Genomic DNA, 25170 nt, shown 5'->3' with positions numbered 1-25170 from the left:
CTTTTCCCTTTCTGTTTCCCTCCATAGAGCGAACCGCTATTCGCAGTTCCGGATGGTATCCACCTCAGGCATGAGCTCATCGGCAATGATCTCCAGCATACGATCGAGTTTCTCGCTGTCTGCCGCATCGAAACGCTTCTTTATCCGTCCGGAAACGACGTCAATATAGTTAAAGGCGTCTCCGTAGTTTTCCTGATACTTTCCGGTGGGGCGGAGGTGATATTCCCGCTTATCCTCCTGGCTCTGGATTTTCTCAATATATCCCTTATTGCACAGTTTGCTGACCCGGTACGCCGCGTTGGGCGCCGACATCCTGGCGAATCTGGCGAACTCGTTGACCGTCGGTTCACCCAGCGCCACGATGATTTCCATGCAGATCACCTCCAGAGTGGACAACGCTTCTTCCTTTTTATCATTGAAGTCCTTCAGCACACGGGTGTACAAAAGAAGCTTGAATTTATTATACACACGGGAAAAATTCTGCTCTAACATCTCGGCACTCTCCTTATGTGTCGATTTTACCAAACTCTTTATCATTTTTCAATTGAATCCTTGATGACAAAGGACAGTCTGGCCTGGGCGACGATCTCGCTCCCCACGCTGGCGATAGCCTTTCCGAAGCCCATGGGACCGCGCCGGGACTCGATTTCGCAGTACAGTTCCAGCACATCGCCCGGCAGTACCTCTCTCTTGAAACGGCAGTTGCGGACGCCGCCGAACATGGCCAGTTTGCCTCTGTTTTCCGGCTCGCTGAGAAGCGCCACTGCGCCTGTCTGAGCCAGCGCCTCTATAATCAGCACCCCCGGCATCACCGGATAATCCGGAAAATGTCCTAAGAACTGCATCTCCCCGGCAGAAACACACTTGATCCCGCTGGCCCACTTTCCCTCCTCCATATCCGTTATCCTGTCGATCAGCAGAAACGGGTACCGGTGAGGCAGAATCTTCTGGATCTGACTGATATTCAGCTGCATATTAAACCCTCCTTAAAATCAGCGACGCGTTATGTCCGCCGAACCCGAAGGAGTTCGTCATGGCATACTCCGTGTCGATCTTCCTGCTTTTGTTCGGAACGATATCCAGATCACAATCCGGATCCGCCACCTGATAGTTTATCGTGGGTGGAGCAATCTGGCAAGCCAGCGTTTTTGCGGTCAGAATTGTCTCAAGCGCGCCGGAGGCGCCCAGCGTATGCCCCGTCATAGACTTTGTGGAAGACATGGTCAGTCTCCGGGCGTGTTCCCCGAAGGAAAGCTTCACTGCCGCGGTCTCGCACCGGTCGTTCATCGGAGTTCCCGTTCCGTGTGCATTGATGTATCCCACCTCTTCAGGCCGGATTCCGGCGTCACGGATCGCCTCCGTTATGCTCCGGGCCGCACCGCTTCCATCCTCCAGCGGCGCAGTCATATGATGCGCGTCACAGCTGACCCCGTATCCGGCGATTTCCCCCAGAATTGATGCCCCTCTGTCTCTTGCATGCTCAAGTTCCTCCAGGATCACGATCCCGGCGCCTTCTCCCATAACAAATCCTTCCCGCTCCGCGTCGAAGGGGATGGACGCACGCTGCGGGTCTGTTTCCTCAGACAAAGCCTTCATGGCCGTGAATCCTCCCATGCCCAGATCGGTAATACAGCTCTCTGAGCCGCCGGCCGCCATCACATCCGCATATCCGTCACGAATACTGCGGAACGCCTCCCCAATCGCATTCGCAGAAGACGCACAGGCCGTAAGCACACAGGTGCAGCTCCCTCGAAAACCCAGGCGTATAGCGACGACTCCCGCCGCCATATTGCAGATCGCTGACGGGACAAAGAGTGGCGATACACGGTCAAATCCACGTTTGAGGCCCCTCAGATGTTCCTTCTCGATAACATCCAGTCCGCCGATGCCGCTGGAGATGTTCACCCCGCAGCGGTACGATTCCACTCTGTCCGGTGCGAGGCCACTCTGCAGAAAGGCCTCGTCCGCCGCGCCGATAGCGAGCTGCGTAAAACGTGCGGTCCGCCGCGCCTCCATTTTATCCATATACCGTGCAGGATCAAAATCCTTCACCTCCGCTGCGACCTGCACCTTCATGCCGGTGCTGTCATATTCTGTAACAGGTCCGATTCCGCAGACTCCGGCTTCCGCACTTCTCCACAGTTCCTCAGTCGAATTGCCGATGGGAGAGATCGCTCCCATACCTGTGATGACTACTCTTCTCTTCATTTTGTTCCCCCTACATACACATTCCGCCGTCTACACACAACACCTGTCCTGTGATGTATCCGGCTTCTCTTCCGGCCAGGAAGCACACCGCCGCGGCCACTTCCTCCGGAGTTCCCGGACGACCCTGAGGAATCATTCCTCTCATGATCCCTGCCGCGGCCTCTGTCAGCACGGCCGTCATATCAGTCTCGATGAATCCCGGCGCCACCGCATTTACCGTCACATTCCGGGACGCAAGCTCCCGGGCAAGAGATTTTGTCATCCCAATGACACCGGCTTTGCTGGCCGCATAATTGATCTGTCCGCTGTTTCCCATCAGGCCCACCACCGACGCCAGGCTGACGATTCGACCGTAGCGCTGCTTCATCATCGGCCGCGAGACAAGCTTCATCATATGATAAGTGCCCCGCAGATTTGTGTCGATGACCGCATCGAACTCCTCATCACTCATCCGCATGATGATATTGTCCCTCGTGATCCCCGCATTATTGACCAGAATGTCAATGTGGTCGAAGTTTTCAAGAGCGGCCTGAAGGATTCTCTCGCAGTCCTCCTTCCGCGCGATATCTCCCTGCACGGTCACAGCCGACACACCGTACTCCCGGCAGAGAGCGGCGGTCTCCTCCGCTTTTTCTTTGTTCCCGGCGTAATTTATCACCGTGTCGCAGCCCCTCTCCGCCAGCTTCAGTGCGACGGCTCTGCCTATGCCCCGGCTTCCGCCGGTAATTACTGCTGTTTCTCTGTCCATGCTATCACCTTCCCGAGATCCTCCGTCGTCTCAATACTCATCGTTTCGATGTTCCTATCTGTCTTGCGCACAAAGCCGGAAAGTGCTCTCCTCGGTCCGATCTCCAGAGTTCTGGTCACTCCGCGCTCCGCCATATACCGTATGGTATCCTCAAAATACACACTGCCGGAAACCTGCCTGACCAGCAGTTCTCTGACGGTTTCTGCTCCGGTTTTCTCTCTTCCCAGGCAATTGAATACCACCGGAAACTCCATCCTCCCGAATGTCCTGCCACGGAAATATTCTGCAAGAGCTTTCCCCGCCGGTTTCATATACGATGTATGGAATGGTCCACTGACCTCGAGGCGTATGCACCGCCGTGCTCCCAGTTCCTTCGCATTCCTCTCACAGGCGGTGACTCCCGCTTCCGTTCCGGACACCACGATCTGGCCGGGGCAGTTATAATTGGCGATTTCAACATCCCCCTCACTCTGCGCTTCGCGGCACGCGTTCTCTGCCGCTTCCCGTTCCAGCCCGATTACCGCGCTCATCACGGTATCCGTTCCCTCTGAAGCCTTCGCCATCTGCTTTCCGCGGAACGTAATAAGTTCGACCGCTGTTTTGTCGTCGAAGACTCCCGCAGCAGCGAGTGCGGAATATTCACCGAGGCTGAGGCCTGCAGCCATGTCGGGAACAAAGCCATGTTCCTGCAGCACCCGGTACACGCCGAGAGCGAAGGCCAGCATAATCGGCTGGGTGTTCTCTGTCTTCTTCAGTTCCTCTGCCGGCCCCTCGAAGGCGATCCGCCGCTGCTCCTCCGGAAGCAGGTCGAACACCCGACGGAACCCCGGATATTCGGCATAAAAATCTTTTCCCATGCCGACATGCTGCGCACCCTGTCCGGCAAACAAAATTGCAGTTTTCATTTCGTCAACTCCTTTATCAGTTCATGCACGGTAACCTGTCGGTTCACCCGTCCCACATTGCTCCCGCAGAAAAACAGTCCGTTCTCCAGGTCACCGTGATATGCCGCGATCAGCGCCCGGCTGATACAGTATTTTGTAGTTCCGGGATCACAGGTCACAATGCAGTTCATGCAGCTCTGGGGCGGGATGCGCCCCTGTGTCCGGATTCTTTCAATCAAAGGCGTGCGCAGTGCTCTCCCGGGCATCCCCACCGGACTGTCGATAATCACCGCATCCTCCTCGCCGGCCGCGAGTATCACATCCTTATACCCCTGGCTGGCGTCGCACTCATCCGTCGCGATGAAACGCGTTGCAATCTGAGCTCCTGCCGCGCCGGCCCGGCAAATTTCATCAATGTCCTTTCTGCTGAAAACGCCCCCAGCCGCGAATACAGGTATATCTCCTACCTTCTGTTTCACCGCCTTCACCGTATCCCGCAGGCTTTTGGCTGTGCCATCGAGCAGTTCCTCCTTACGGAACCCGAGATGCCCTCCGGCTTTGCTGCCTTCTACGACAACAAAATCCGGTCGGCATTGGAACTTGCGTTCCCAGTGTTTCAACAGAAGAGCTGCGGCCCTGTCTCCCGACACGACAGGTGCGAGAAGAGCCCCTTCTCCAGCAGCCTCCGGAAGGGTCAGAGGCAATCCGGCGCCGCTGATCACCGCATCGATTCCAGCGCGAACCGCTTCCCGGACCATGACCGCGAACTCCGTTGTCGCCACCATGGCGTTTACCGCGATCAGTCCGCGTCCTCCCGCGATTTCCCGCGCTTTGCGGATCTCCTGCCGCAGTGCCCGAATATTGGCGACAAGCGGATTTTCCCGGAAATCCGGCTCACGAAATCCGATATTCGCAGTGGAGATGACTCCCATTCCGCCCTCCGCAGCCACAGCTCCGGCGAGTCCTCCCATGGAGATCCCGATTCCCATGCCTCCCTGAATTACAGGGACTGACAGCTTATCCAGCAATTTCTTCATATTCCTTCTCCAATTGTTCCAGGATCTCCCGAACCGGGCGGATCTCCTTGATCTGCGACGCCACCTGTCCCGCCATAAGCGAACCGTTTCTGACATCGCCCTCCATCACCGCCTTGCGCAGCGAACCCAGCGTAAAGGCTTCCAGCTCCATTTTCTCCGCACCTGCCCGTTCTTTTCTCAGATATTCCCGGGCCATGGGATTTTTCAATATCCGCACCGGCGCCCCTACGGTTCTTCCTGTAACTACAGTATCGTTGTCCTTCGCCCGGATCAGCGCGTCTTTATAGTTCTGATGAATCGGACATTCCTCACTGGCAAGCAGAATCGTACCGATCTGCACGCCGGAGGCACCCAGAATCTCAGCGGCCGCCATCTGACGGCCTCCGGCGATGCCTCCGGCCGCAATTACCGGAAGATCCACCGCATCAGCGACCTGCGGAACCAGCGTCATCGTGGTCAGTTCTCCGATATGACCGCCGCTTTCACATCCCTCTGCAATCAGTCCGTCCACACCCGAAGCGGCGAGACGTCTTGCCAGCGCCACAGACGATACCACCGGAAAAACCCGTATCCCTGCTTTTTTCCACCGTTCTACGTATTTCCCAGGGTTCCCCGCTCCGGTAGTCACAAGGGAAACCCCCTCCCGGCAGACGATTTCCGCCATCTCGTCCGCACAGGGGTTCATCAGCATGATATTGACGCCGAAGGGGCGAGCCGTTCTGTCTTTACAGCGCCGGATATTCTCCCGTAAATCAGCACTGTCCATACCTCCGACTCCGATAATTCCCATGGCGCCGGCATTGGAAACAGCCGCAGCGAATTCCCCGGTCGCGATGTTCGCCATGCCTCCCTGAAAAATCGGGAATTCTATCCCGAACATTTTGTTGATATCCATATTCCTCCTATTTTGCTTTGCCCTCTATATTCCACCGCGGGCGCTATACTCCGCCGCGCACCTTGTGCTCCGCCGCGGACTCCGTGCTGCATCGCAAGTACTGCGCTCCGCCTCGGACTCCCTGCTGCGTCGCGGACTCTGTGTTTCGTCGCAGGTGCTATACGGTAAGCAGAATCGATCCGCATGTCAGCCCCGCTCCGAAGCCGGTGATGATGACTCTCTGTCCCGGTTTCAGCAATCCTTTTTCCAGCATCTCGCTGAGACAGATAGCGACGCTGGCCGCCGATGTATTCCCATACCGTTGGATATTCACATAAAAGTGTTCCATTCCCACATCCAGTTTCCCCGCGACGCTGCGCAGAATTCTGAGATTTGCCTGATGACAGATAAACCAGTCCACATCCTCCACTCTTCTCCCGGCTCTGCGGAGAACTCCGTAAATGCTTTCCGGAACCGCATTGACAGCAAATCGATAGACCTCCTGTCCCTTCATCATGATCGCCGGATCGAATCGCTCGCAGAAGAGTGTCTCCGACTCCGGGATACAGTCGGAATACGAAGCGAATTCCTTTGTTCCATCTGCCTCCAGCACCACGGCTCCCGCTCCGTCCCCGAAAAGAATCGCGCTTCCCCGCTCCGTCAGATCCATCAGCGGAGAGATCTTCTCACTTCCGATGACCAGTGCACAGCGTGCATCTCCGGCGGTAAGCATGGCGTGTGCCAGAGTGCAGCCGTACACAAATCCCGAGCAGGCACCGTTGATATCCAGACACATAACTTTCTGTGAAAGTCCCAACCTCCCCGCCGCTCCGCACGCCACTGAAGGCGTTGCCAGATCCGGCGTAAATGTGCATACCAGCAGGAGATCCACGGCTCCCCGATCTCCGCCCCAACGCTGAAACGCCATCTCTGCTGCTTCACAGGCCATATCGAGATTCGACCGGTTATCCGCGAAATATCTGCTTTCGATCCCGGTCCTGCTGCGTATCCACGCGTCGCTGCTATCCACAACACGCGCCAGTTCTTCATTTGTTACAGTTCTGTCTCCGTGGGCACAGCCGTACCCGGTTATCTTAATTCCTGCCATTGAAATTTCCTATGTTCCTGAGTTTTCTGTATCTTCCCCGACGAAGTTCCCGGCCGTTGAGTTTCAGAAGCGGCTCAAGCTGCTCCCAGATCACCCGATCCGTATCCACGAAGAGTCGGTCCCGCCCGGCTTCCTCCGCGATATCCCGCTCCTGCACGATAACATCACAGATTCCGAGCCGGCTGAGATCCTCCGCTGTCAGTTTCATCGCCTCCGCCGCCTCTTTCCATAGTCCGGCATCCTTCCACAAAATACTGGCGAAGCCTTCCGGCGACAAAATTGAAAAGATGCTGTTCTCCAGCATGACGATCCGGTCCGCCACAGCCAGTGCCAGCGCCCCGCCGCTTCCACCTTCTCCGATGAAAACGGCGATGCATGGAACCTCAAGCCGGCTCATCACCTCGATGCTCCGCGCGATGGCTTCTCCCTGACCTCTTTCCTCTGCCTCCTTTCCCGGATACGCTCCCGGGGTGTCAACAAAGGTTATCAGAGGGCGGCCGAATTTCTCTGCCTGCTTCATCAGCCGTACAGCTTTCCGATAACCCTCCGGATTCGGCATCCCGAAACGGTACTTCAGATTCTCTTCCAGGCTTCTTCCCTTCTGCTGTCCAATCACCGTAACCGGAACCCCGTGAAAGTTTCCGATTCCGCCGAGAATGCCGGGATCCTCCCCGAAAACCCGATCTCCCGCAAGTTCCGTGAAGTCATGAAAGATACGGTCGATATACTCCCTGCACGTCGGTCTTTTCTGATCTCTGGCTGACAGAACCCGATCCGCAGCCGTGAATTCTCTGTCCATCTGTACTTTTCTCCTCTGGTGCAGGAGTGGATTCCCTGCATCCCCGTGCTTTGTCCTCTGATACGGTCGCGGAGTTCCTGCGCATCTGTGCTTTCACTGTTGATGCAGTCGAAGAAGGCGCGCCAGCGTTTCCCTCATTTCCGGCCGGGAAACTACCACATCCACGAATCCGTGCTCCCGCTGAAACTCCGCATGCTGAAATCCCTCAGGCAGCTTCTCTCCTATCGTCTGCTCGATGACTCTGGGACCGGCGAAGCCGATGAGCGCTCCCGGCTCTGCCAGAATCACGTCCCCCAGGCTCGCAAAACTCGCTGTGACGCCCCCGGTCGTCGGGTTCGTTAGGACGCTGATATACAAAAGACCGGCCTCATCATGCCTTGCGATTGCCGCAGAGGTCTTCGCCATCTGCATTAGAGACAGAATCCCCTCTTGCATGCGAGCTCCTCCGGATGCGGAAAAGATTATCAGCGGAAGCTTCTTCTTGACTGCGTACTCGCAGGCGCGGGTAATTTTCTCTCCCACCGCCATTCCCATACTGGCCATCAGAAACCGGCTGTCCATCACGGCAATAACCACCTTATAGCCGTCGATACGGCAGGTACCAGTGATCACGGCCTCCCGCAGCCCGGTTGTCTCACGAGCCTGCGCTGTCTTTTCGCGGTATCCCGGAAAATCCAACGGATCCGAGCCTTCCAGCGTTCTGGAGAGTTCTCGGAAGCTCCCCTTGTCGGCTATCATGCGTATCCTGCTCCGGGCAGAAACCTTGCTGTGAAACCCACAATGGGGACAGACATACAAATTCTCGCGCAGTTCTCCCTTTGTGGAGCGGCTTCCGCAGGCCCTGCATTCCAGAACTTCCCCGTCGTCACTTCGCTCACCGTTTCCTGTCTCCGGACGAATCACCCGATTGATTGCGTTCAGAATGTCTTTCCGTTCACTGAATGGATTCATTTCGGCCTCCTGCTGCCTCATAGATACTGATCAGTTCCTCCAGATTGTTCTCAATAAACCCCGTGTTGTAGTGCCCCCGGAGAAAGTCCTGATGATACATGATCAAATGCTGGATCGGAAGCGTCGTCCTGACGCCCTTGATGATTGTTTCGCCCAGCGCACGGCGCATTCTGCGGATAGCCTCCAGCCGGGTGTCACCGTAGACTATGATCTTCGCCGCCATGGAATCATAAAACGGGCTGATATCACATCCGCTGTACAAAGCACTTTCCACGCGCACATGGTTGCCGGCAGGGAAGTGCAGAAACCCCACATGTCCCGGACTGGGAGCGAAGTTCCGGAAAATATCCTCCGCATTGATTCTGCACTCGATGGCATGCCCCCGGGTTCGGACGTCCTGCTGACTGATTTCCAGCGGAAGTCCCGACGCGATTCTCAGCTGCTCTCTGACAAGATTGACCCCGGTGATCATCTCTGTAATCGGATGCTCCACCTGCAGTCTCGTGTTCATCTCGATGAAGTAGTAACGATCTCCGTCCACAATGAATTCCACAGTTCCTGCGTTCCGGTACCCCGCGACCCGAGCAGCCTTCACCGCATCCGCTCCCATCCGCGCACGAAGCTCCTCACTCAGACACCAGTCCGGAGCCTCTTCAATCATCTTCTGATTTCTGCGTTGAATCGAGCAGTTCCGTTCGCCCAGATGAATCACGTTGCCATACTGATCAGCGAGAATCTGAAATTCAACGTGCCGGGGATTTCGAACCAACTTTTCCAAGTAGACGGTTCCGTCTCCAAAACACTTCTCAGCCTCCAGCCGTGCGTCCTCAAAGGCCCGGCGCACTTCACCGGAATTCTCCGCCACGCGCATTCCTCGGCCTCCTCCGCCTGCAGAGGCCTTGATCAGCACAGGATATCCAATCTGTTCCGCAATCGTTTCCGCATCCTCCACGGTCTCCACGGGTCCGTCAGATCCCGGCACCACCGGCACTCCGGCCGCTTTCATGGTCTTCCTGGCCTCAGCTTTGTTCCCGAGTTTCTCAATCACCTGCGCCGGAGGACCGACGAAGATCAGTCCGTTTTCCCTGCACAAAGCTGCAAATTCAGGATTTTCCGAGAGAAACCCGAAGCCCGGATGAATCGCCTCACATCCGGTTCCCCTGGCTGCTTCAATAATGTTCTCCATGTTCAGGTAACTCAGGGCAGAAGGGGCCTTCCCGATGCAGACAGCCTTGTCGGCGAGCATTACATGAAGGGCGTTGAGATCAGCCTCCGAATAAACCGCCACCGTACCAATTGATGCGTCCCTGCATTCCCGGATAATCCGAACTGCAATCTCTCCGCGATTGGCAATAAGTACCCTTCTCAGCATTTTTCCACCTCGAACAGTGTCCTTCCGCAATCCACCAGTTCACCGTCGACCCCCAGAACCTTCGTTACTGTCAGATCACAAGGAGCCTTAATTTCATTCATGACCTTCATGGCCTCAATGATGCACATAACCTCCCCTTTTTTGACCGTATCGCCGATTTCCACAAAAGGTTTTGCTCCCGGCGCTGCAGCGCGATAGAAAATTCCAACCAGAGGCGCTTTGACGGTTTCCGGCGTCGCGATCCCACCCGACAAGTCAGGTGATGGAGAAGTGTCCGAAGACTCCGGCGAGATTCCCGGCGAATCGACTCCCCTCAGCAAATCAGAGTCTGGAGAAGCTAGTGGAGCGCCAGAACCCGAAGTATTTTCTGTGGCGCCCGCACAAAGCATACCGCCTCTCATCTCCGACTCTTTTTTTGTGCCTGCCGCCACAAGAGAAAGAAGCTGTCTCAGCAGTTCCTCAGTAACCCCATCTCTCTTCTCCGTCTTTTCCAGGCGAAGCCTATCGCCGTCCGCCTCATATTCCAGCGCAGTCAGCTCAGACCTCTCGAATTTTTTTATAAGATCGAATATCTCTTTCTTTTCCATTTTCCTGCCTGCTTCCCGCCTGACTGTTTCCTGCAAAACCGAGGAACCGCGTTACGCCTGATATCTGGCGACACAGTCCGCGATATCCTGGACAGTTTTCATCTTGCCAAGCTCCTCATCCGGAATCTTGATATCAAACTCTTCCTCCAACGCCATGACCAGTTCCACGGCATCCAGTGAATCAATGGAAAGATCCTCCGCGATTCTCGCCTCAGGCCGGATCTTTTCCTCATCACAGCTCAATGTGTCTACCATAATTTCCTTGATTTTCTCAAAATTCATAACGGGTACCTCCTCGTCTGCCGGTCTCCATGACCGGACGCTCTGTTCCATAAGCAGTTTTTGCTTGTTCCCTCGCGAGATAATCCACGCGGCCTTACACAGTATTTCGCACGGCTCCATAAGATAACTCATGCGGTTGCATGCGATGTTTCGAGTTGTCGCGTGAGATCGCACGATATAATTTAAAAATATTTAATTAAAATATTTTAACTAAATATTTTTAAGTATAATAACAGACGGCGGTTGAACTGTCAACCCCCTTTTTCTGTGTGTCGGATTTCTTTTTTTCTATGGGTTGAATTTCTTATTTTTCTGTTGCCGGATATCCGGGCGCAGCTTTTTGTTGTCGAATCCCCCGACAATTTTTCCATTGCCGGATCGACTTGCCGCATGGTTTCGCATCCAAATATACATGAAACGCTGATGTTCCGAAAGTATTAACGACTGTGGATACACACTCTTACAGTTCGGGATAGGTATATGAGTGTATGTATGGATATATGGGCGTATACACGAATGGAAATATAGTTGCATTCAAGTGCAAGATAAAAAGAGTCGGCGGTGCGCAGCGTCAGGTATGAACATGACGGCATGATACCGGAGATGTCCGGTATGAAGAAGAAAAGTCAAAAGTGAACGGAAAGGGAGTTTATCGCAGATCGCAATGAGAAGTGTGCGGCCTGTGGGATAAAAGATATGCAAATACGATGAATCAGTTGACAACACGACAGGTAGTTTCCGGATTAAGGTTCAGAGCAGAACCGGACAACCTTGAACGACCCCGGACGAGTTAGAGGGCGGTCAGACCTGCCACATTTTTGTTTTTTTGCGAGAAATGTGGCAGATTTCCCGAACAAGGGTCTTTTAAACGGGTTTGTAATCGTTAATTTGCGATTTGATGTTTAACATTCAGCCCCGTCGAAAGGGCTCTCCGGGCTGCCGGCATGATCTTCAGAGAGTTTCAGCAGTTTTCAATGGGCTTCAATGGGTTTCAGTGGGGACGCCTTTGTTCAGCATGCGGATGCTGCGCGGAAGAATTCCTGTCACAAGTGCGATGAGCACGCCATAATTGATGAACGGCACACCTTGTGATACTGTCTGCCGCATACGGCTTTGGATCTCTCGCTCATTCAGCATGCAGCCGCCGCAATGAACCACCAGACGGTATCCGTCCAGTTTTTCCGGGAATTCGCGCCCGGAGCAGGTCTCGACCACGATATCCGCGCCAGAGTATGCACGGAGCCAGCGGGGAATTTTTACCGTGCCGATATCGTTGCACTGTCTGTGATGAGTACATCCTTCCGCAATCAGAACAGGATCGCCGTCAGAAAGTCTGCCGACAGCCGGCACCGCGGCAAGAGCCGCATCCAGAAAGCCTTTGTGCCTCGCCATCAGAATCGAGAAGGATGTCAGCGGCACGGATTCCGGAACGATTTCCGCAACAGCCTTAAATGCCTGGCTGTCTGTGATCACCAGCTCCGGCGGACGGCCCAGACGCTTCAGCGTTTCCGCAAGTTCCGTCTCCCGGCAGGCAAGGGCGGTGGCGCCCGCATCCAGAATATCCCGAACCGCCTGCTGCTGGGGCAGGATCAGGCGACCCTTCGGAGCCGACTCGTCAATAGGGATTACCAGCACCACAAGATCATCGGGGGAAAGCAAATCCCTGACAAGTGGAGGCACGTCCGTTTTTTTCGGTACCAGAGCAGCCAGCGTCTCTTTCAGTCTGTGGATTCCCCGGCCCGTCTCTGTGCTGACACAAAGAATCGCCGGCTGTTTCTTATCAATTGTTTTTTCGCTGTTTGCGGCACCGTCGATCGCTCCGGTTTGGAGGCAGGCCTCGATTTCGGCAGCCGTATCCGGATCCATCAGATCTGCCTTGTTATATACGATGATGAATGGGATCCTCTCCTTGATAAAAATCTGCTGAAGTTCCCTGTCCTCCGGCGTTTCCCCGCGTATTCCGTCAATAACAAGAACCGCGATGTCCGTTTTGCGCAATACTTCTCGGGTTTTTTCAACCCGAAGTTCGCCGAGAGTCCCTTCATCATCAAACCCCGGCGTGTCAATAATTTCCACCGGTCCCAGAGGCAAAAGTTCCATGGCCTTGTACACGGGATCCGTCGTCGTTCCTTCCCGGTCGGAAACGATGGACAGTTTCTGTCCCGTAACGCCGTTGACAATGCTGGATTTCCCGGCATTTCGGCGGCCGAAGAACCCGATATGGATCCGTTCGCCGGAGGGCGTGTCGTTCAAACTCATATATATTCCTCCCGTCGTTCATCGAGGCTTTTCGTATAGCCAGGTTTCGCGAGCCTTCGTCGGCATGACGCAGTGCACTGTCGCGCAAGTCATCGCGGTACGCGGCACTGTCGCAACTCGTAGCGCAAGTTGCCGCAATATCGTCGTGCGCAGTGTACTGTCGCAAGTCGCAGCGGTGCCAACGCGAGTCATGCACGTCGTTACGTCCCGCTCGGCAGCGCCGCAGTTTTAAAATCTGAAATCTCTTTCGCCTGTATGGATGTTATTCAGGTAGGCTTCACACTTCTCCCTTACCACAGGGTTTGTGATTACGTCAAGCTCGCGCGCTATCAGCGCGTCCCCGATTTCCTTTGTTTCCGGTGAGGCATAATCCTCCAGATACTCTTTCAGAGTCATCAGTGCATTGGGATGACAACAGTTGACAATCTGTCCGCTCTTCAGAAGGGACATGAATCGGTCGCCGGTGCGCCCCTCGCGGTAGCACGCCGTGCAGAAGCTGGGAACATAGCCCATTCCCATCAGCCAGTTCACAACTTCGTCCAGCGTCCGCAGATCATTGACATCGAACTGCGCGGTTTCGTCGTGACGTTCCTCATTCACATACCCGCCGACACTGGTTCTGGATCCTCCGCTGATCTGCGAAATCCCCAGATGCAGCACGCGCTCCCGGGTTTTCTGACTTTCCCGCGTGGAAACGATCATCCCGGTGTACGGCACAGCGATGCGGATGCAGGCGACGATTTTTGCAAAGGTATCGTCAGAAATACTGTTGTCGAACACCTCCGGATCGATGTCGTCCGCCGGGCGCACCCTCGGGACACTGATGGTGTGGGGGCCGCAGCCTTTCGCCCCCTCCAGATGCTCCGCATGCATCAGGATCCCGATGAAATCATATTTGTAGTTGTTCAGGCCAAACAGCACCCCCAGCCCCACATCGTCGATTCCGGCGTCCATGGCCCGATCCATTGCCTCCGTATGGTATGCATAGTCGTGCTTAGGCCCCGTGGGGTGCAGCCGCTCGTAGTTTTCCTTGTGGTAGGTTTCCTGGAACAAAATATACGTTCCGATGCCCGCATCCTTCAGTTTTCTGTAGTTCTCAGGCGTTGTAGCCGCGATATTCACGTTCACCCGACGGATCGCCCCGTTCTTGTGTTTGATGCTGTAGATCGTATTGATGGACTCCAGGATGTACTCGATCGGGTTATTCACCGGATCCTCCCCGGATTCGATGGCCAGCCTTTTGTGCCCCATATCCTGCAGAGCGATAACCTCGTCCCGGATTTCCTGCTGCGTCAGTTTTTTCCGCGGGATATCCTTATTCCGCTGGTGGTAGGGACAGTATTCACAGCCGTTCACACAGTAGTTGGAAAGATACAGCGGCGCGAACATCACGATTCGATTTCCGTAAAAATCTTTTTTTATCTGCTCCGCCAAAGCATAAATTTCCTGATTTTTGTCCTCCAGCTCGCAATTCAGAAGTACGATCGCCTCTTTATGAGAAATCCCCTTGCGCAAACGCGCTTTCTCGAGAATTTCGTCAATCAGTTCCCGGTTGTCTTTGTTCTTCTCGCCGTACTCAAGACACTTCAGAATTTCCTCATGGTTAATAAATTCCTCCGCGCGCGGCGACATCATATCATACATCTGCTTCTTCCTTTCTTCTCGATGGATGATCTCCTCTGGATACCGCAATGTGATATCCGATCCGTTCCATTCTCCCTGCCAGGCAGAAGCGGCATTCTGCAGCTTCCTCTCCTGTACAGATTTTGTTATCATAAAGTTCATATTTCTTCCGTACCGCCACCGGCGACAGATTCGGCATCACTACATTGGCTCCGGCAAGTATCCCCTGCTCCCGTCCGTCCGGCGCAATAGTTCCCAGTGCTGTCGTCGCAGGAATCAGAGCCTGAGGGAGCATGAGGCGGAGCACACCTATGCACCACAAAGTCAACTCCACCGAGCCTCCCGGCTCCTTTGCCAAGGGCGTTTCGTGATGGGGTACAAAGGGCCCTATGCCAACCATATGAGGCTCCAGCTCGCGGATAAACAGCATATCCTCAGCCAGACATTCCGCCGTCTGTCCCGGTGCTCCGACCATGAACCCGGTGCCCACCTGATAACCGATTTCTTTCAGATTCCACAAGCATTCCCTGCGGTGCTCCGGAGAAAGTTCCGGAGGATGCAGCCGCCGATAATGGCCGAAATCCGCTGTCTCATGCCGCAACAAATACCGGTCCGCTCCGGCTTCAAAGAAGCGCAGATATGAAGCACGACTTTTCTCCCCGATGGACAGCGTCACCGCGCAGTCGGGGAATCCGGCTTTGATGCTCCGGACGATTTCGACGATATCCTCATCTGAATACGACTCGTCTTCACCGCCCTGGAGCACAAAGGTCCGGAAACCCAGCGTGTATCCGTCTTCACAGCACTGCAGGATCTCTTCCCGGGTCAGACGGTAACGCTCCGCGTTCCGGTTGCTTCGCCTGATTCCGCAGTAGAGGCAGTCATTTCTGCAGTGGTTGGTAAATTCGATGAGCCCGCGGGTATAGATATCCTTCCCGAAATACCGGTCGGCGACGGCGCGGGCCTTCTGTTTCAGGTATTCCAGACTCTTCGCATCTCGATGTTCAAACAGATAGACCCATTCATCCCGGCTGAGACTATGCTCACGCTCCAATCTGCCAAGCAAGATTCGAATCCTGTCGCCGGGCATATCCGGTGAATCAGCAGCGCCCGACACAGTTTTGGCACGTGTCGCATCCGATGAAGCTTTCACGCCTGTTCCGCCGGCTGCGTCCGGCGCTGCTGCGGCAGAGAAACGATTCACGCGTCCTCCGGCAGCTTTGCATATACAGCCTTTGCCGAAACCCCCGGTATCTGTCCAAGTTTTCCGGAAAGGGCGCTGATCGCGTCGGCCGGTCCGTCAATTGCAATGCTGATCAGTGAAATACTGCGATCCCGATAGGGCAGGCCCAGTCTTCCGATAATGTACTCGCTGTATTCATGAAGCACATGATTCAGTTCCTCCGTCCGCTCGTTATCTTCTACAACGATCGCAAGCATAGCGACTCTCTTTTCCATTTTCTCCTCCTGTTCATCACCGCTCCGCATCCGTCCATATTCAAATTTTCACGTTCAGATGCGCCAGAAAAAAACTCCCGCGCCGAAAGGCGCAGGAGCTGTCAGATTCATTAGCTCATCCGCCTTTCCGTTCGGGGCGTACCCTCCCGGTCAGTACAGAGCAGTATTCCTTTGTCCGCGGGCACTCTCAGGTTGTCCGCACCTTAGATTCCCGGGCAGAGCCATCGCTCTTTCCAGTCATCCTTTTCCAATATTCTACACGACCCGCCCCGAAAAGTAAAGGGAGCTTTTATTTCCGCAGGCCCTTATACAGCTTCCGGTTCGCGCTGTGGAGTTTCCGGAAGGTCTGATAATAGGGCTCATAAAGGCGATGCTTCTCTGCGGAGGGGAAATAACTGGCCGCAGCAGGGATGAAGCTTCGTACACAGTCCAGATCCGAAAGGATCCCGAGACCGGCCGCCGCAACGGCGGCAGCCCCCACCGCTCCCGCGTTCTGCGGAGAGCGAACCGTTTCAATCGTCCGTCCGGTGATATCAGCCAGCATCTGACAGGAAACGGGAGACAGCGCCCCGCCGCCCACGAATCTGACGGGATTGGACGTCTTCAGTTTCCGGTCCTGACATTCCAGCATCCAGCGGAGATGGTAAAATACGCCTTCCAGCACCGCATGGATCATTTCCGTTTTACCGGTTTCCAGACGGATGCCGAAAAACATCCCGGTAGCATCCGGATCCTCAAAGGGGCATCGGTTCCCGTGAAGCCAGGGCGTGAAAATCACGCCTCCAGAGCCGGGCGGAACATCCTTTACCGTTTCTGTCATATAATCATAAAGGCTCCTGTACGTACTCTCGTAGCCCTGCGAGATGTCCTTCTTTTCAAGATAAATATTGATCTCGTCCAGAGCCAGGTGATCCTTTACCCATTCCAGCGCTTTTCCGGCAGTCTCCATCTCCGCAAAGTAGTTGAACCGGCCGCTCCGGGCTCCGGTTATCGCGGCAATCATGCAGGAGGTATCAGCCATACGACGATCAGTCACGGTGGATACCCAGCCGGAGGTGCCGGAATAGATATGCGTATCTCCTACGCTGACCGCGCCGGCCCCGATTCCGATCAGACTGCTGTCGCCTCCGCCACCGAACACCGGAGTTCCCGTAGCAAGACCAAGTTCGACCGCCGCTTGGGAGCACAGTTCGCCCGCCTCGTCCTCAGACCGTATGATCGGTGGAAGGAGCTCCCGCCTGACCCCGAACATGGAACACATTTTGTCGCTCCACCCCTCATGCCCCGAACGGTTGTCATAAAGCAGTGTGGCGAAGGCACTGTCCTCTGTCATCGTGAACCGCCCGGTACAGCGAGAAACGAGATAATCCTTCACATCCAGCCACCAGGAAGCCCGCGCAAAGTTTTCCGGCTCATGCGCCTCAACCCATTTATATTTCCACAGCGGATCCTTGACACTGCTGCTGACCGCGCCGGTGATCATCAGACTGGGCAGCAGCTTGAAGATATTAGCGCCGGCAATCTGTATCCCGTAGGCGATGCCCTTTCTAATCTCCTCTACAGCACGCTGATCCATATAACTCATGGGACGCCGAACCGGTACTCCGGAGGCGTCGGTCAGCACCAGCCCCTGCATCTGCGAACAAAAGGAGATCCCCGCGATCTCCGACGGACTGACCTTTGTTCCGGAGAAAAGTTCCCGGGTGGACTCGCACATCCCCCGCCACCAGTCCTCGCCGCTCTGCTCCGCTCCGCCGTCCGGCAGCACGTACAAAGGATAGCTTCGGCTGGCTGCCGCCAGAAGTTCAAAGGTCCTTTCCACGCCGAAAAGGCAGGTCTTGACTCCTGTCGTCCCAATGTCATATGCCAGTAAATACTTCATCCTTCCTCACCTCGGCTCATCTGCCGCAGGATTCGCCGGCGCCCCGGAAACCGGAGTCCTCCGGCGCCTGCACGCTTACATATACTGATATTTTTTTCTCTTTCCGATCACGAAATATATCGACACCGCAAACGCCATAAGCTCCGCAGCCACCGATGCCCACCAGATACCTTCGAGACCGAACAGCACCGGAAGCAGGAGGATACAGATTACCTGGAAAACCAGCGTCCTGATAAAGGACAGAATCGCCGACACCAGCCCGTCCCCCAGCGATGTGAACAGAGAAGATGCGTAAATATTAAAACCGCTGACAAGAAAAACCAGCGAATAGATACGAAAAGCGTGGAGCGTCATCCGGTATAGTTCTGCGTCATAGCCCACGAAGAACCGCGTCACCAGTCCGCTGCTGATTTCCCCGAGACTCAGCATCGCCACCGCAAAGACGGATAGAATCCGAACGGCAATGCGCAAAAGATTTTTCATTTCGTCTTTATTACCGGCTCCGTAGTGGTAACTCATAATCGGCGCAGATCCGAAAGTAAATCCCAGGAAAATCGCCAGGAAAATGAACATGACATACATGATCGCGCCGTAGGCTGCAACGCCGTCCGAGCCGGCGAAGCGCATCAGCTGATAATTATACAGTACGGTGACCAGCGAACCGGAAATGCTGCTCATCATCTCAGAGGAGCCGTTGAAGCAGGCGCGTCCCAGGATTTTCCATTCAATGCGGGCGGGAACGAGCTTCAGAAGACTGTCGTTTTTTCGTGAGAAATAAATCAGCGGAATGCCTCCCCCGATGAACTCACTGCATACTGTAGCGACAGCTGCCCCTGCCACGCCCCAGTGAAAGACGCCCACAAGAATGCCGTCCAGCACCATGTTGGTCAGACCGGCGGCCACCGTTATAAACAATCCGAGCTTAGGCTTTTCCGCAGTATTGAAAAAGGTCTGAAACGCCACCTGCAGCATGAACATGGGAATGGAAATCATCGTGATCCTGCAGTACAGGATGCAGTAGGGCGCCATCGCCGTATCAGCACCCAGCAGGCTCACCAGCCGCGTCAGCAGAAGTTCACAGATTACAGTCACGATAATCCCGACGCCGATCAGCGTATAAATGAACATGGAAAAATACCGGTTCGCTCGGTCACGGTCCCGTTCTCCAAGTGTGATTCCCACTACCGCGCTGCCGCCGGTTCCAATCATGAATCCCAGTGTCGACATGATGGTCAGCACCGGCATCACCAGATTCACCGCAGCAAACGGAATCTTCCCCGCGAAGTTGGACACAAATAACCCATCGACAACCCCATAAATCGATGTGAAAATCATCATGAGGATCGATGGGTATACGAATCGTAAAAGTCTTTTGTATGTAAAATGATCTGAAAGCTGTATTCTCATAGTAATGGTATCAGATAGAGCACTCCCGCCACGACGCAGGCCGCGATCACCACCGTCTTCCAGATCCGGTATTCCCGATCCATCGACGCGCGTTCAGCGTCGCCGGGCAGCTCCTCCTGCAGTACATAGGCATCGAGTTTCTCATTCTCTGCCTCTCCGTATATCCTCCGACAGATATAATATACCACAAGACCGACGATACACCAAATAATTCCTGTCACAATCGCATAACGATCCAGCTGAGTCATCATGATGAAATAGATGACAATGCTGACCGGAACGCCGACCCGGATGCCCGGCGCCGTAAAAGGCCTCTTCAGTTCAGGGTGGCGGATGCGGAGGCCCAGTGCCGCGGCGATTCCGATAATGTAATAGAAGAGATCCGCAAAGAGGCTGACGGACGCCACAAAGTTAATGGGATACACCGTCAGAATCAGCGACAGGATCCCCAGAAACAGAATTGAGACATAGGGCGTCTGATACCTGGGATGCAGCTTCGCAAAAAACTTCGGCATAGAGCCTTCTCTTGCCATGGCGTACAAATAACGGGGCGGCACGGCGATGCTGGCGTTCAGTGTTGAGAAGTCCCCGCCAAAGGCGATTCCCACCGCCAGAAGCGCCATCGGAAGTCCCAGAATCCCCGCCGCGGACATCGCTTCCGCGAAGGGCGCGTTGGCAGACGCCAGGGCTGCTGCTTTGTTCACCGGCGTAATTCCCACCAGGAACCACTGGAACAATGCGTTTACTGCGAATACGATAAAGGGTGACAAAATCAGCGCCCGGGGCAGATTGATCTGTGGATAGCGGATCTCCTCACCCATGGCACAGCAGGTCTCGAAGCCCGCAAAGCACCACCATATCATTGCCACACATCCGATGAATCCCCACGGCGTCATAGTCTTCATCGCATCCGGAAGCACCACATAGGCCGGCATCTGAATGCTGGGAATCATCGCCAGGAACCAGATAATCGCGACGCCCCAGAAGAAGAACATGAATCCGTTCTGCAACTTTCCGGTCATCTCGGTCCCCAGAATATTGGTGACAATGAACAACACGATGGGAATCATCGCAAGCACTGCGTCACTGATCGGCAGTTCGATTCCAAATGCCCGGAAAATGGTTTTGAAATAGAAGGAGAAAGCCAGCGCCTCTCCCGATGTCACCGCGATAAGCGATGCGATGAAATTCCATCCCGCCATAGTTCCAGCCGCCTTTCCCAGCCCCAGCTGGGCATATTTGTAGGTTCCTCCGGCATAGGGCAGAGCCGCACCCATCTCTCCGTACAGCATGGACGGGTACACACTGATCACCATTGCGATAAACGTCGCCACAACCACCATGGAACCCATGGTTCCGACAATCTGGGCTCCGGTGGTGAACAGGCCGACGCCGATGACTGTACCCACAGTGATCGTCACCGCCTCCCTCATTCCGAAGGCCCTCTTCAGAGTCATTCCACTCTGAGGTTCTGCATTCTTAGACATACTGTCCCCTTTCTTTCTCATTTACCTCCTCCTGACTGCGATGCTACTGCTACCGCTGACGCATCTTCAGGCAGGATCTTCCGTGTTTCCCGACATTCCGCCGGTTCAGCCTGCTCAGCGAAGTCTCTTCTCTGCCGCGACTGCGTGTCCCTCCAGACCTTCGCCGCGGGCCATCCGGCTGACCAACGGTGCGATCTTCCCCGATGCCTCCGCTGTCATCCGCTGATCGGTGCATACCTTCAGAAATGTTCCGACCCAGACTCCGCCGGTGTAACGGGATGCTCTGACAGTCGGCAGTGTGTGGTTGGTGCCGGAAGCATAATCCCCGAACACCTCCGCAGTGTTTCCTCCGACAAAGAGCGAACCGTAATTCTCAAGCTGTCCGATAATCTGCTCCGGATCCTCCAGATTGACCTCCAGATGCTCCGGCGCGTATTCATTGGCTACATCCACCGCTTCCTTCAGGCTGTCCACGACTACCACTTCACCGTAATCCTCCCAGGATTTCCGGGCAATTCCTGCAGTCGTCAGACTCTCAAGCTCCCGCTCGACCGCTTCTATGACCCTGTTTGCCAGCGACTCTTCCGTAGCCAGCAGGAATCCCTTCGCGTTTGGATCATGCTCACACTGCGCCAGCAAATCCGCTGCCAGAACCTCCGGATCTGCCTGTCCGTCGGCAATTACGAGCACCTCACTAGGGCCGGCGATGAAATCAATGCCGATCTGTCCGTAACACTGGCGTTTGGCCTCCGCTACAAATTTATTTCCGGGGCCCACAATCATATCCACAGGCCGGATCTGTTCTGTTCCGTAGGCAAACGCGGCAATCGCCTGCGCGCCTCCGACCGCATAGATTTCATCTGCGCCCGCAAGATCCATGGCGACCAGCGTTTTGTAGTGGATGCTTCCTGTTCCATGTACTGCCGGGGAGCACGCCACAATCCGCCTGACACCTGCCACCCGGGCCGGAGTGATCAGCATCAGCGCCGTCGAGTACAGCGGATAGCTCCCGCCCGGCACATAGCAGCAGCAAGAGGAAACCGGGATAATCCTGTGTCCCAGAAAAATTCCCGGAGCGGGGCTGAAGTCCCGTACCTCGCTCATCGACTCTCTCTGTGCTCTGGCAAAGGCCTCTATGTTCTCACAGGCCTCCTTCAGATCCTGTAGTTCCTGCTTACTGATTTTGCTGTATGCCTCGTCAATTTCCCGGCGGCTGACCCTCAGTTCCTCTCTCACGTATCCGTCGAAGCGGTCGCTGTATTCCTTCAGCGCCGCATCGCCGTTCTCACACACGCTATCGATAATTTCCGTTACCGTTCCCCGAAGTCTGCGGTTGTCCTCCGCGGTTCGTTCTTTTGCTTTTTTTATGATTCTCACGATATTCATCTCCTTTACCGCTATACTACTTTATTGAGTTAAATCGATGTCAAGAGGCAATTCCGCAGGATTTTATCAAAAACGTTGAGTGGACTCCATGTTTTTGTTATAATGTTCCTGAGGTGGCACAAATGAAAATCGGACAGGTTTCCCGCCGGTATGGGATTTCAAGAGACAATCTGTACTATTATATCAACTATGGTCTGCTGGTTCCGCCGCGCCGCAACAATCAATACGTTTTTGACGACGATACCCTGCAGGATCTGGAGTGGATTCTGGAACTGAAAAACATGGAATACTCTCTTGCAGAAATCCACCGGATTCTTTCCCTCCGGCGCATCTCGGGGCTGGAAAACCCCCGGGACCGGGCCGATCTCCGGGAGATTTACAGCGCCAAGAGGGACGAATGCGCCCGAAAAATCCGGCATTATGAAACCGTGATACACGATCTGGATTCCCGAATCGTTGAACTCTCCAGCGCCGGTTCAGAGACGCCCGCGCATACCGGTGTTCCTCTGAGGATGCTGGATCTCCTTTGCTGCCCCCGCTGCGGCAGAGAGCTGACTATCGGCGACGTGACGATGGACATGAAATACATCTACGACGGAAGCCTGCACTGCGACTGCGGCTACGAGGCTCACATCGACGACGGAATTCTGATCACACCAAACGGATATGCAGGTGAGGCGGACAAACCCGATCTCGACCGGGACCTGTACAAAGATCTCCCCTCCTCGCTGATCAGCCTGTTCCAGCGCTCTTACAACAACATGAAAAAAGACTTATCTGAAATAGACCTGTCCGGCAAGGTGGTTATGGAAACCTATATCAATGCGTGGTTTTTTCTGCACAACCATCAGCAGTACTTCAGCCCGCAGGGCTTCTACATTGTCGTGGATAAATTTCCCGAGATGCTGCGGATGTACAAAACACTGATCGAGCAGGAAAATTACAGTCTGCCGATTCTGTATCTGGCAGACTCCTCCACCGATTACCCGCTGAAGAAGGGAATCGTAGATCTTAATCTCGATTTCTTTGCCGTCAACGAGCACCTGTTCTATCACGACGATTTTCTGCTGGATCGTCTTTCCCCCTATCTTAAGGAAGACGGACGGATCCTCGGCACCTGGTTCTATTTTAAAAACGGGCAGCGCTCCATGAAGCTCCTGAAGCAGGAGTATCCGGAAAGTTCCCCGAACAATTTCTCTCTTCCCTGGTTCCGGCAGCAGCTCGCCCGCTCCGGATTCGCCCTCGACCGCTCCCAGGTCTGCGGCCACACCACAGATTCCGGCAATAACCTGGGGTTCGGCTTCCATGTCACCGGAGATGAAATGTATCTGATGACGTATCTCGGGCATCGGGAACAGCACCCGCGGCGTGCCGCGTCCAGAACCGCGGCGCAGCCGTCTACCGAATAAATCCGAAACGGAGGTTTCTCATGTGGATTAACGAAAGCAGCCTTTATCAGATCTATCCCCTCGGCTTCTGCGGCGCACCGCCGGAAAATGACGGGAACACCGTTCCGCGGATCCGGAAGGTTACGGAGTGGAGCGGATATCTGCAGGCTCTGGGGATTGACACAGTTCTGTTCAATCCTGTCTTTGAATCTGACAGCCACGGCTACGATACCCGGGACTTCCGCAGACTGGACTGCCGCCTGGGGACCAACGAGGACTTCCGGGCGGTTACAGACGACCTGCACGCTCACGGCATCCGCGTCCTTCTGGACGGCGTGTTCAATCATGTAGGACGGGGGTTCTGGGCATTCCGGGATGTGCGCGAACGCAGACAGAACTCCCCGTACAAAGACTGGTTCTATATTGATTTCGGCAGAGACTCGAACTACGGCGACGGATTTTGGTACGAGGGCTGGGAGGGGCACTACGAGCTGGTCAGGCTGAATCTGCAGAATCCGGAGGTTCGGGATTATCTGACTGATTCCGTCCGGTTCTGGGTCGAGGCCTTTGACATAGACGGTCTGCGGCTGGATGTAGCATACTGTCTGGACGAAAATTTCCTGCGACATCTGCACTGGTTCGTCCGGGAGCCTCTCCGGGAGGTCCTTGCAGGCAGACCGGATCCGGATTTTCCGCTGATCGGTGAAATACTGTTCGGCGATTATCGCCGGATAGTCAACGGCGAAATGCTGGATTCCTGCACCAACTACGAGTGCTATAAAGGGCTGTACTCCTCCTTCAATTCCGGAAACATGTTCGAGATCGCCCATTCTCTGAACCGCCAGTTCGGGCCTGAGGACTGGTGCCTGTACCGGGGAATGCATATGGTTTCTTTTCTGGACAACCACGATGTGAACCGTATCGCCTCCACCCTGATTAATCCGGCTCACCTGAAACCAGCTTACGGTCTGATGACAGGAATGCCGGGAATTCCGTGCATCTACTACGGTTCCGAGTGGGGCGCTGCCGGCGTCCGCCATGACGGTTCTGATGCTGATCTGCGTCCCTGTTTCAGTGCGCCACGTTCCGATGACGAAACCGTCCGGTTCGTGACCCGGCTGCTGACCCTTCGCCACAGTCCGGAAGCGCATCCACTCCGCTTCGGCGACTACCGCAATGTTGTAATCACCAGTCTGCAGCTGGTCTTCGCCAGAACCGACGAGCAGGGACAGATCTACGTCTGCGTCAACGCATCGGACAGTCCCTTTACTGCCGGTTCCGATGAACTGCGCGGTAATTTCCGTGAGCTCATCAGCGGACAGGATCTTGCACTAGACGGCTCCGTTGAAATTCCGGGTTACGAAGTGCTCTGGCTGAGGCGGGCGGATTAGCTTTGGTGATCCGGCAAAAGCGCCGGATCTTCTTTTGTT

Annotated in this window: 23 protein-coding genes; 2 read left to right on the top strand and 21 right to left on the bottom strand. The window is 54.9% G+C overall.

Annotated features, from left to right (window positions below):
- Window positions 1-36: 36 nt before the first annotated feature.
- The 21 genes from FYJ64_RS09365 to hisD all read right to left on the bottom strand — a co-directional run bounded on the left by FYJ64_RS09365 (window position 37) and on the right by hisD (window position 22352).
- Window positions 37-492: a MarR family winged helix-turn-helix transcriptional regulator gene (locus FYJ64_RS09365; RefSeq protein WP_075713902.1), complete on the bottom strand. Its 456-nt coding sequence runs from the start codon at window positions 490-492 to the stop codon at window positions 37-39.
- A gap of 41 nt (window positions 493-533) precedes the next feature.
- The gene (gene fabZ / locus FYJ64_RS09360; protein ID WP_154574885.1) at window positions 534-974 is read right to left on the bottom strand and encodes a 3-hydroxyacyl-ACP dehydratase FabZ; all 441 of its coding nucleotides are present in this window, start codon (window positions 972-974) and stop codon (window positions 534-536) included.
- Window position 975: 1 nt separating this feature from the next.
- On the bottom strand, window positions 976-2208 hold the full coding sequence (fabF, locus tag FYJ64_RS09355; RefSeq protein ID WP_154574884.1) for a beta-ketoacyl-ACP synthase II: 1233 nt from the start codon (window positions 2206-2208) through the stop codon (window positions 976-978).
- A 10-nt stretch (window positions 2209-2218) separates the two neighbouring features.
- Entirely contained in the window at window positions 2219-2956 is a 738-nt protein-coding gene (gene fabG / locus FYJ64_RS09350; protein ID WP_154574883.1) for a 3-oxoacyl-[acyl-carrier-protein] reductase, read from the bottom strand.
- Window positions 2935-3861: an ACP S-malonyltransferase gene (gene fabD, locus FYJ64_RS09345; protein WP_154574882.1), complete on the bottom strand. Its 927-nt coding sequence runs from the start codon at window positions 3859-3861 to the stop codon at window positions 2935-2937. Before fabD ends, fabG begins: the two co-directional genes overlap by 22 nt.
- The gene (locus FYJ64_RS09340) at window positions 3858-4877 is read right to left on the bottom strand and encodes an NAD(P)H-dependent flavin oxidoreductase (protein ID WP_154574881.1); all 1020 of its coding nucleotides are present in this window, start codon (window positions 4875-4877) and stop codon (window positions 3858-3860) included. Before FYJ64_RS09340 ends, fabD begins: the two co-directional genes overlap by 4 nt.
- Window positions 4858-5772: a nitronate monooxygenase gene (locus FYJ64_RS09335; RefSeq protein WP_154574880.1), complete on the bottom strand. Its 915-nt coding sequence runs from the start codon at window positions 5770-5772 to the stop codon at window positions 4858-4860. The genes FYJ64_RS09340 and FYJ64_RS09335 overlap by 20 nt, the downstream gene beginning before the upstream one ends.
- Before the next feature lie 157 nt (window positions 5773-5929).
- Entirely contained in the window at window positions 5930-6859 is a 930-nt protein-coding gene (locus FYJ64_RS09330) for a beta-ketoacyl-ACP synthase 3 (RefSeq protein ID WP_154574879.1), read from the bottom strand.
- Window positions 6846-7658, bottom strand: coding sequence for an acetyl-CoA carboxylase carboxyltransferase subunit alpha (locus tag FYJ64_RS09325; RefSeq protein ID WP_154574878.1), 813 nt, complete (start codon window positions 7656-7658; stop codon window positions 6846-6848). Before FYJ64_RS09325 ends, FYJ64_RS09330 begins: the two co-directional genes overlap by 14 nt.
- Before the next feature lie 93 nt (window positions 7659-7751).
- On the bottom strand, window positions 7752-8609 hold the full coding sequence (accD, locus tag FYJ64_RS09320; RefSeq protein ID WP_154574877.1) for an acetyl-CoA carboxylase, carboxyltransferase subunit beta: 858 nt from the start codon (window positions 8607-8609) through the stop codon (window positions 7752-7754).
- Window positions 8593-9981 (bottom strand): acetyl-CoA carboxylase biotin carboxylase subunit, encoded by a 1389-nt coding sequence (gene accC, locus FYJ64_RS09315; protein ID WP_154574876.1) that lies wholly within the window; start codon window positions 9979-9981, stop codon window positions 8593-8595. The genes accD and accC overlap by 17 nt, the downstream gene beginning before the upstream one ends.
- Window positions 9975-10568: an acetyl-CoA carboxylase biotin carboxyl carrier protein gene (locus FYJ64_RS09310; RefSeq protein ID WP_154574875.1), complete on the bottom strand. Its 594-nt coding sequence runs from the start codon at window positions 10566-10568 to the stop codon at window positions 9975-9977. Before FYJ64_RS09310 ends, accC begins: the two co-directional genes overlap by 7 nt.
- A gap of 51 nt (window positions 10569-10619) precedes the next feature.
- Window positions 10620-10850, bottom strand: a complete 231-nt coding sequence (acpP, locus tag FYJ64_RS09305; protein ID WP_154574874.1) for an acyl carrier protein — start codon at window positions 10848-10850, stop codon at window positions 10620-10622.
- 981 nt (window positions 10851-11831) lie between these two features.
- On the bottom strand, window positions 11832-13109 hold the full coding sequence (hydF, locus tag FYJ64_RS09300; protein ID WP_154574873.1) for a [FeFe] hydrogenase H-cluster maturation GTPase HydF: 1278 nt from the start codon (window positions 13107-13109) through the stop codon (window positions 11832-11834).
- 228 nt (window positions 13110-13337) lie between these two features.
- The gene (gene hydG / locus FYJ64_RS09295; protein WP_154574928.1) at window positions 13338-14753 is read right to left on the bottom strand and encodes a [FeFe] hydrogenase H-cluster radical SAM maturase HydG; all 1416 of its coding nucleotides are present in this window, start codon (window positions 14751-14753) and stop codon (window positions 13338-13340) included.
- Window positions 14746-15798, bottom strand: a complete 1053-nt coding sequence (gene hydE, locus FYJ64_RS09290; RefSeq protein WP_465250642.1) for a [FeFe] hydrogenase H-cluster radical SAM maturase HydE — start codon at window positions 15796-15798, stop codon at window positions 14746-14748. The genes hydG and hydE overlap by 8 nt, the downstream gene beginning before the upstream one ends.
- A gap of 134 nt (window positions 15799-15932) precedes the next feature.
- On the bottom strand, window positions 15933-16190 hold the full coding sequence (locus FYJ64_RS09285; protein WP_154574872.1) for a TM1266 family iron-only hydrogenase system putative regulator: 258 nt from the start codon (window positions 16188-16190) through the stop codon (window positions 15933-15935).
- A gap of 289 nt (window positions 16191-16479) precedes the next feature.
- Entirely contained in the window at window positions 16480-18072 is a 1593-nt protein-coding gene (locus FYJ64_RS09280) for a xylulokinase (RefSeq protein WP_154574871.1), read from the bottom strand.
- A gap of 75 nt (window positions 18073-18147) precedes the next feature.
- Entirely contained in the window at window positions 18148-19410 is a 1263-nt protein-coding gene (locus FYJ64_RS09275) for an MATE family efflux transporter (RefSeq protein ID WP_328597005.1), read from the bottom strand.
- Between the two features lie 65 nt (window positions 19411-19475).
- Entirely contained in the window at window positions 19476-20987 is a 1512-nt protein-coding gene (locus FYJ64_RS09270; protein ID WP_235897165.1) for an APC family permease, read from the bottom strand.
- Between the two features lie 93 nt (window positions 20988-21080).
- Window positions 21081-22352: a histidinol dehydrogenase gene (gene hisD, locus FYJ64_RS09265; protein WP_154574869.1), complete on the bottom strand. Its 1272-nt coding sequence runs from the start codon at window positions 22350-22352 to the stop codon at window positions 21081-21083.
- 122 nt (window positions 22353-22474) lie between these two features.
- Between hisD and FYJ64_RS09260 the strand changes: the two genes are divergently transcribed.
- Together FYJ64_RS09260 and FYJ64_RS09255 are read left to right on the top strand one after the other, a co-directional pair.
- Complete coding sequence (locus tag FYJ64_RS09260) at window positions 22475-23761, top strand: MerR family transcriptional regulator (protein ID WP_154574868.1); 1287 nt, start codon at window positions 22475-22477, stop codon at window positions 23759-23761.
- Window positions 23762-23781: 20 nt separating this feature from the next.
- The gene (locus FYJ64_RS09255) at window positions 23782-25131 is read left to right on the top strand and encodes an alpha-amylase family glycosyl hydrolase (protein WP_154574867.1); all 1350 of its coding nucleotides are present in this window, start codon (window positions 23782-23784) and stop codon (window positions 25129-25131) included.
- Window positions 25132-25170: the final 39 nt, after the last annotated feature.

The sequence above is a fragment of the Hornefia butyriciproducens genome (assembly GCF_009695915.1).
GTDB classification, from domain to species: Bacteria; Bacillota; Clostridia; order Peptostreptococcales; family Anaerovoracaceae; genus Aminicella; species Aminicella butyriciproducens.
This window is presented reverse-complemented; position numbering and strand designations above follow the sequence as displayed.

Bases quoted from the DNA above. Each gene is read 5' to 3' on its own strand.
- FYJ64_RS09365 (WP_075713902.1), bottom strand. From the start codon at position 492: ATGTTAGAGCAGAATTTTTCCCGTGTGTATAATAAATTCAAGCTTCTT.
- fabZ (WP_154574885.1), bottom strand. From the start codon at position 974: ATGCAGCTGAATATCAGTCAGATCCAGAAGATTCTGCCTCACCGGTAC.
- fabF (WP_154574884.1), bottom strand. From the start codon at position 2,208: ATGAAGAGAAGAGTAGTCATCACAGGTATGGGAGCGATCTCTCCCATC.
- fabG (WP_154574883.1), bottom strand. From the start codon at position 2,956: ATGGACAGAGAAACAGCAGTAATTACCGGCGGAAGCCGGGGCATAGGC.
- fabD (WP_154574882.1), bottom strand. From the start codon at position 3,861: ATGAAAACTGCAATTTTGTTTGCCGGACAGGGTGCGCAGCATGTCGGC.
- FYJ64_RS09340 (WP_154574881.1), bottom strand. From the start codon at position 4,877: ATGAAGAAATTGCTGGATAAGCTGTCAGTCCCTGTAATTCAGGGAGGC.
- FYJ64_RS09335 (WP_154574880.1), bottom strand. From the start codon at position 5,772: ATGGATATCAACAAAATGTTCGGGATAGAATTCCCGATTTTTCAGGGA.
- FYJ64_RS09330 (WP_154574879.1), bottom strand. From the start codon at position 6,859: ATGGCAGGAATTAAGATAACCGGGTACGGCTGTGCCCACGGAGACAGA.
- FYJ64_RS09325 (WP_154574878.1), bottom strand. From the start codon at position 7,658: ATGGACAGAGAATTCACGGCTGCGGATCGGGTTCTGTCAGCCAGAGAT.
- accD (WP_154574877.1), bottom strand. From the start codon at position 8,609: ATGAATCCATTCAGTGAACGGAAAGACATTCTGAACGCAATCAATCGG.
- accC (WP_154574876.1), bottom strand. From the start codon at position 9,981: ATGCTGAGAAGGGTACTTATTGCCAATCGCGGAGAGATTGCAGTTCGG.
- FYJ64_RS09310 (WP_154574875.1), bottom strand. From the start codon at position 10,568: ATGGAAAAGAAAGAGATATTCGATCTTATAAAAAAATTCGAGAGGTCT.
- acpP (WP_154574874.1), bottom strand. From the start codon at position 10,850: ATGAATTTTGAGAAAATCAAGGAAATTATGGTAGACACATTGAGCTGT.
- hydF (WP_154574873.1), bottom strand. From the start codon at position 13,109: ATGAGTTTGAACGACACGCCCTCCGGCGAACGGATCCATATCGGGTTC.
- hydG (WP_154574928.1), bottom strand. From the start codon at position 14,753: ATGTATGATATGATGTCGCCGCGCGCGGAGGAATTTATTAACCATGAG.
- FYJ64_RS09285 (WP_154574872.1), bottom strand. From the start codon at position 16,190: ATGGAAAAGAGAGTCGCTATGCTTGCGATCGTTGTAGAAGATAACGAG.
- FYJ64_RS09280 (WP_154574871.1), bottom strand. From the start codon at position 18,072: ATGAAGTATTTACTGGCATATGACATTGGGACGACAGGAGTCAAGACC.
- FYJ64_RS09275 (WP_328597005.1), bottom strand. From the start codon at position 19,410: ATGATGATTTTCACATCGATTTATGGGGTTGTCGATGGGTTATTTGTG.
- FYJ64_RS09270 (WP_235897165.1), bottom strand. From the start codon at position 20,987: ATGAGAAAGAAAGGGGACAGTATGTCTAAGAATGCAGAACCTCAGAGT.
- hisD (WP_154574869.1), bottom strand. From the start codon at position 22,352: ATGAATATCGTGAGAATCATAAAAAAAGCAAAAGAACGAACCGCGGAG.
- FYJ64_RS09260 (WP_154574868.1), top strand. From the start codon at position 22,475: ATGAAAATCGGACAGGTTTCCCGCCGGTATGGGATTTCAAGAGACAAT.
- FYJ64_RS09255 (WP_154574867.1), top strand. From the start codon at position 23,782: ATGTGGATTAACGAAAGCAGCCTTTATCAGATCTATCCCCTCGGCTTC.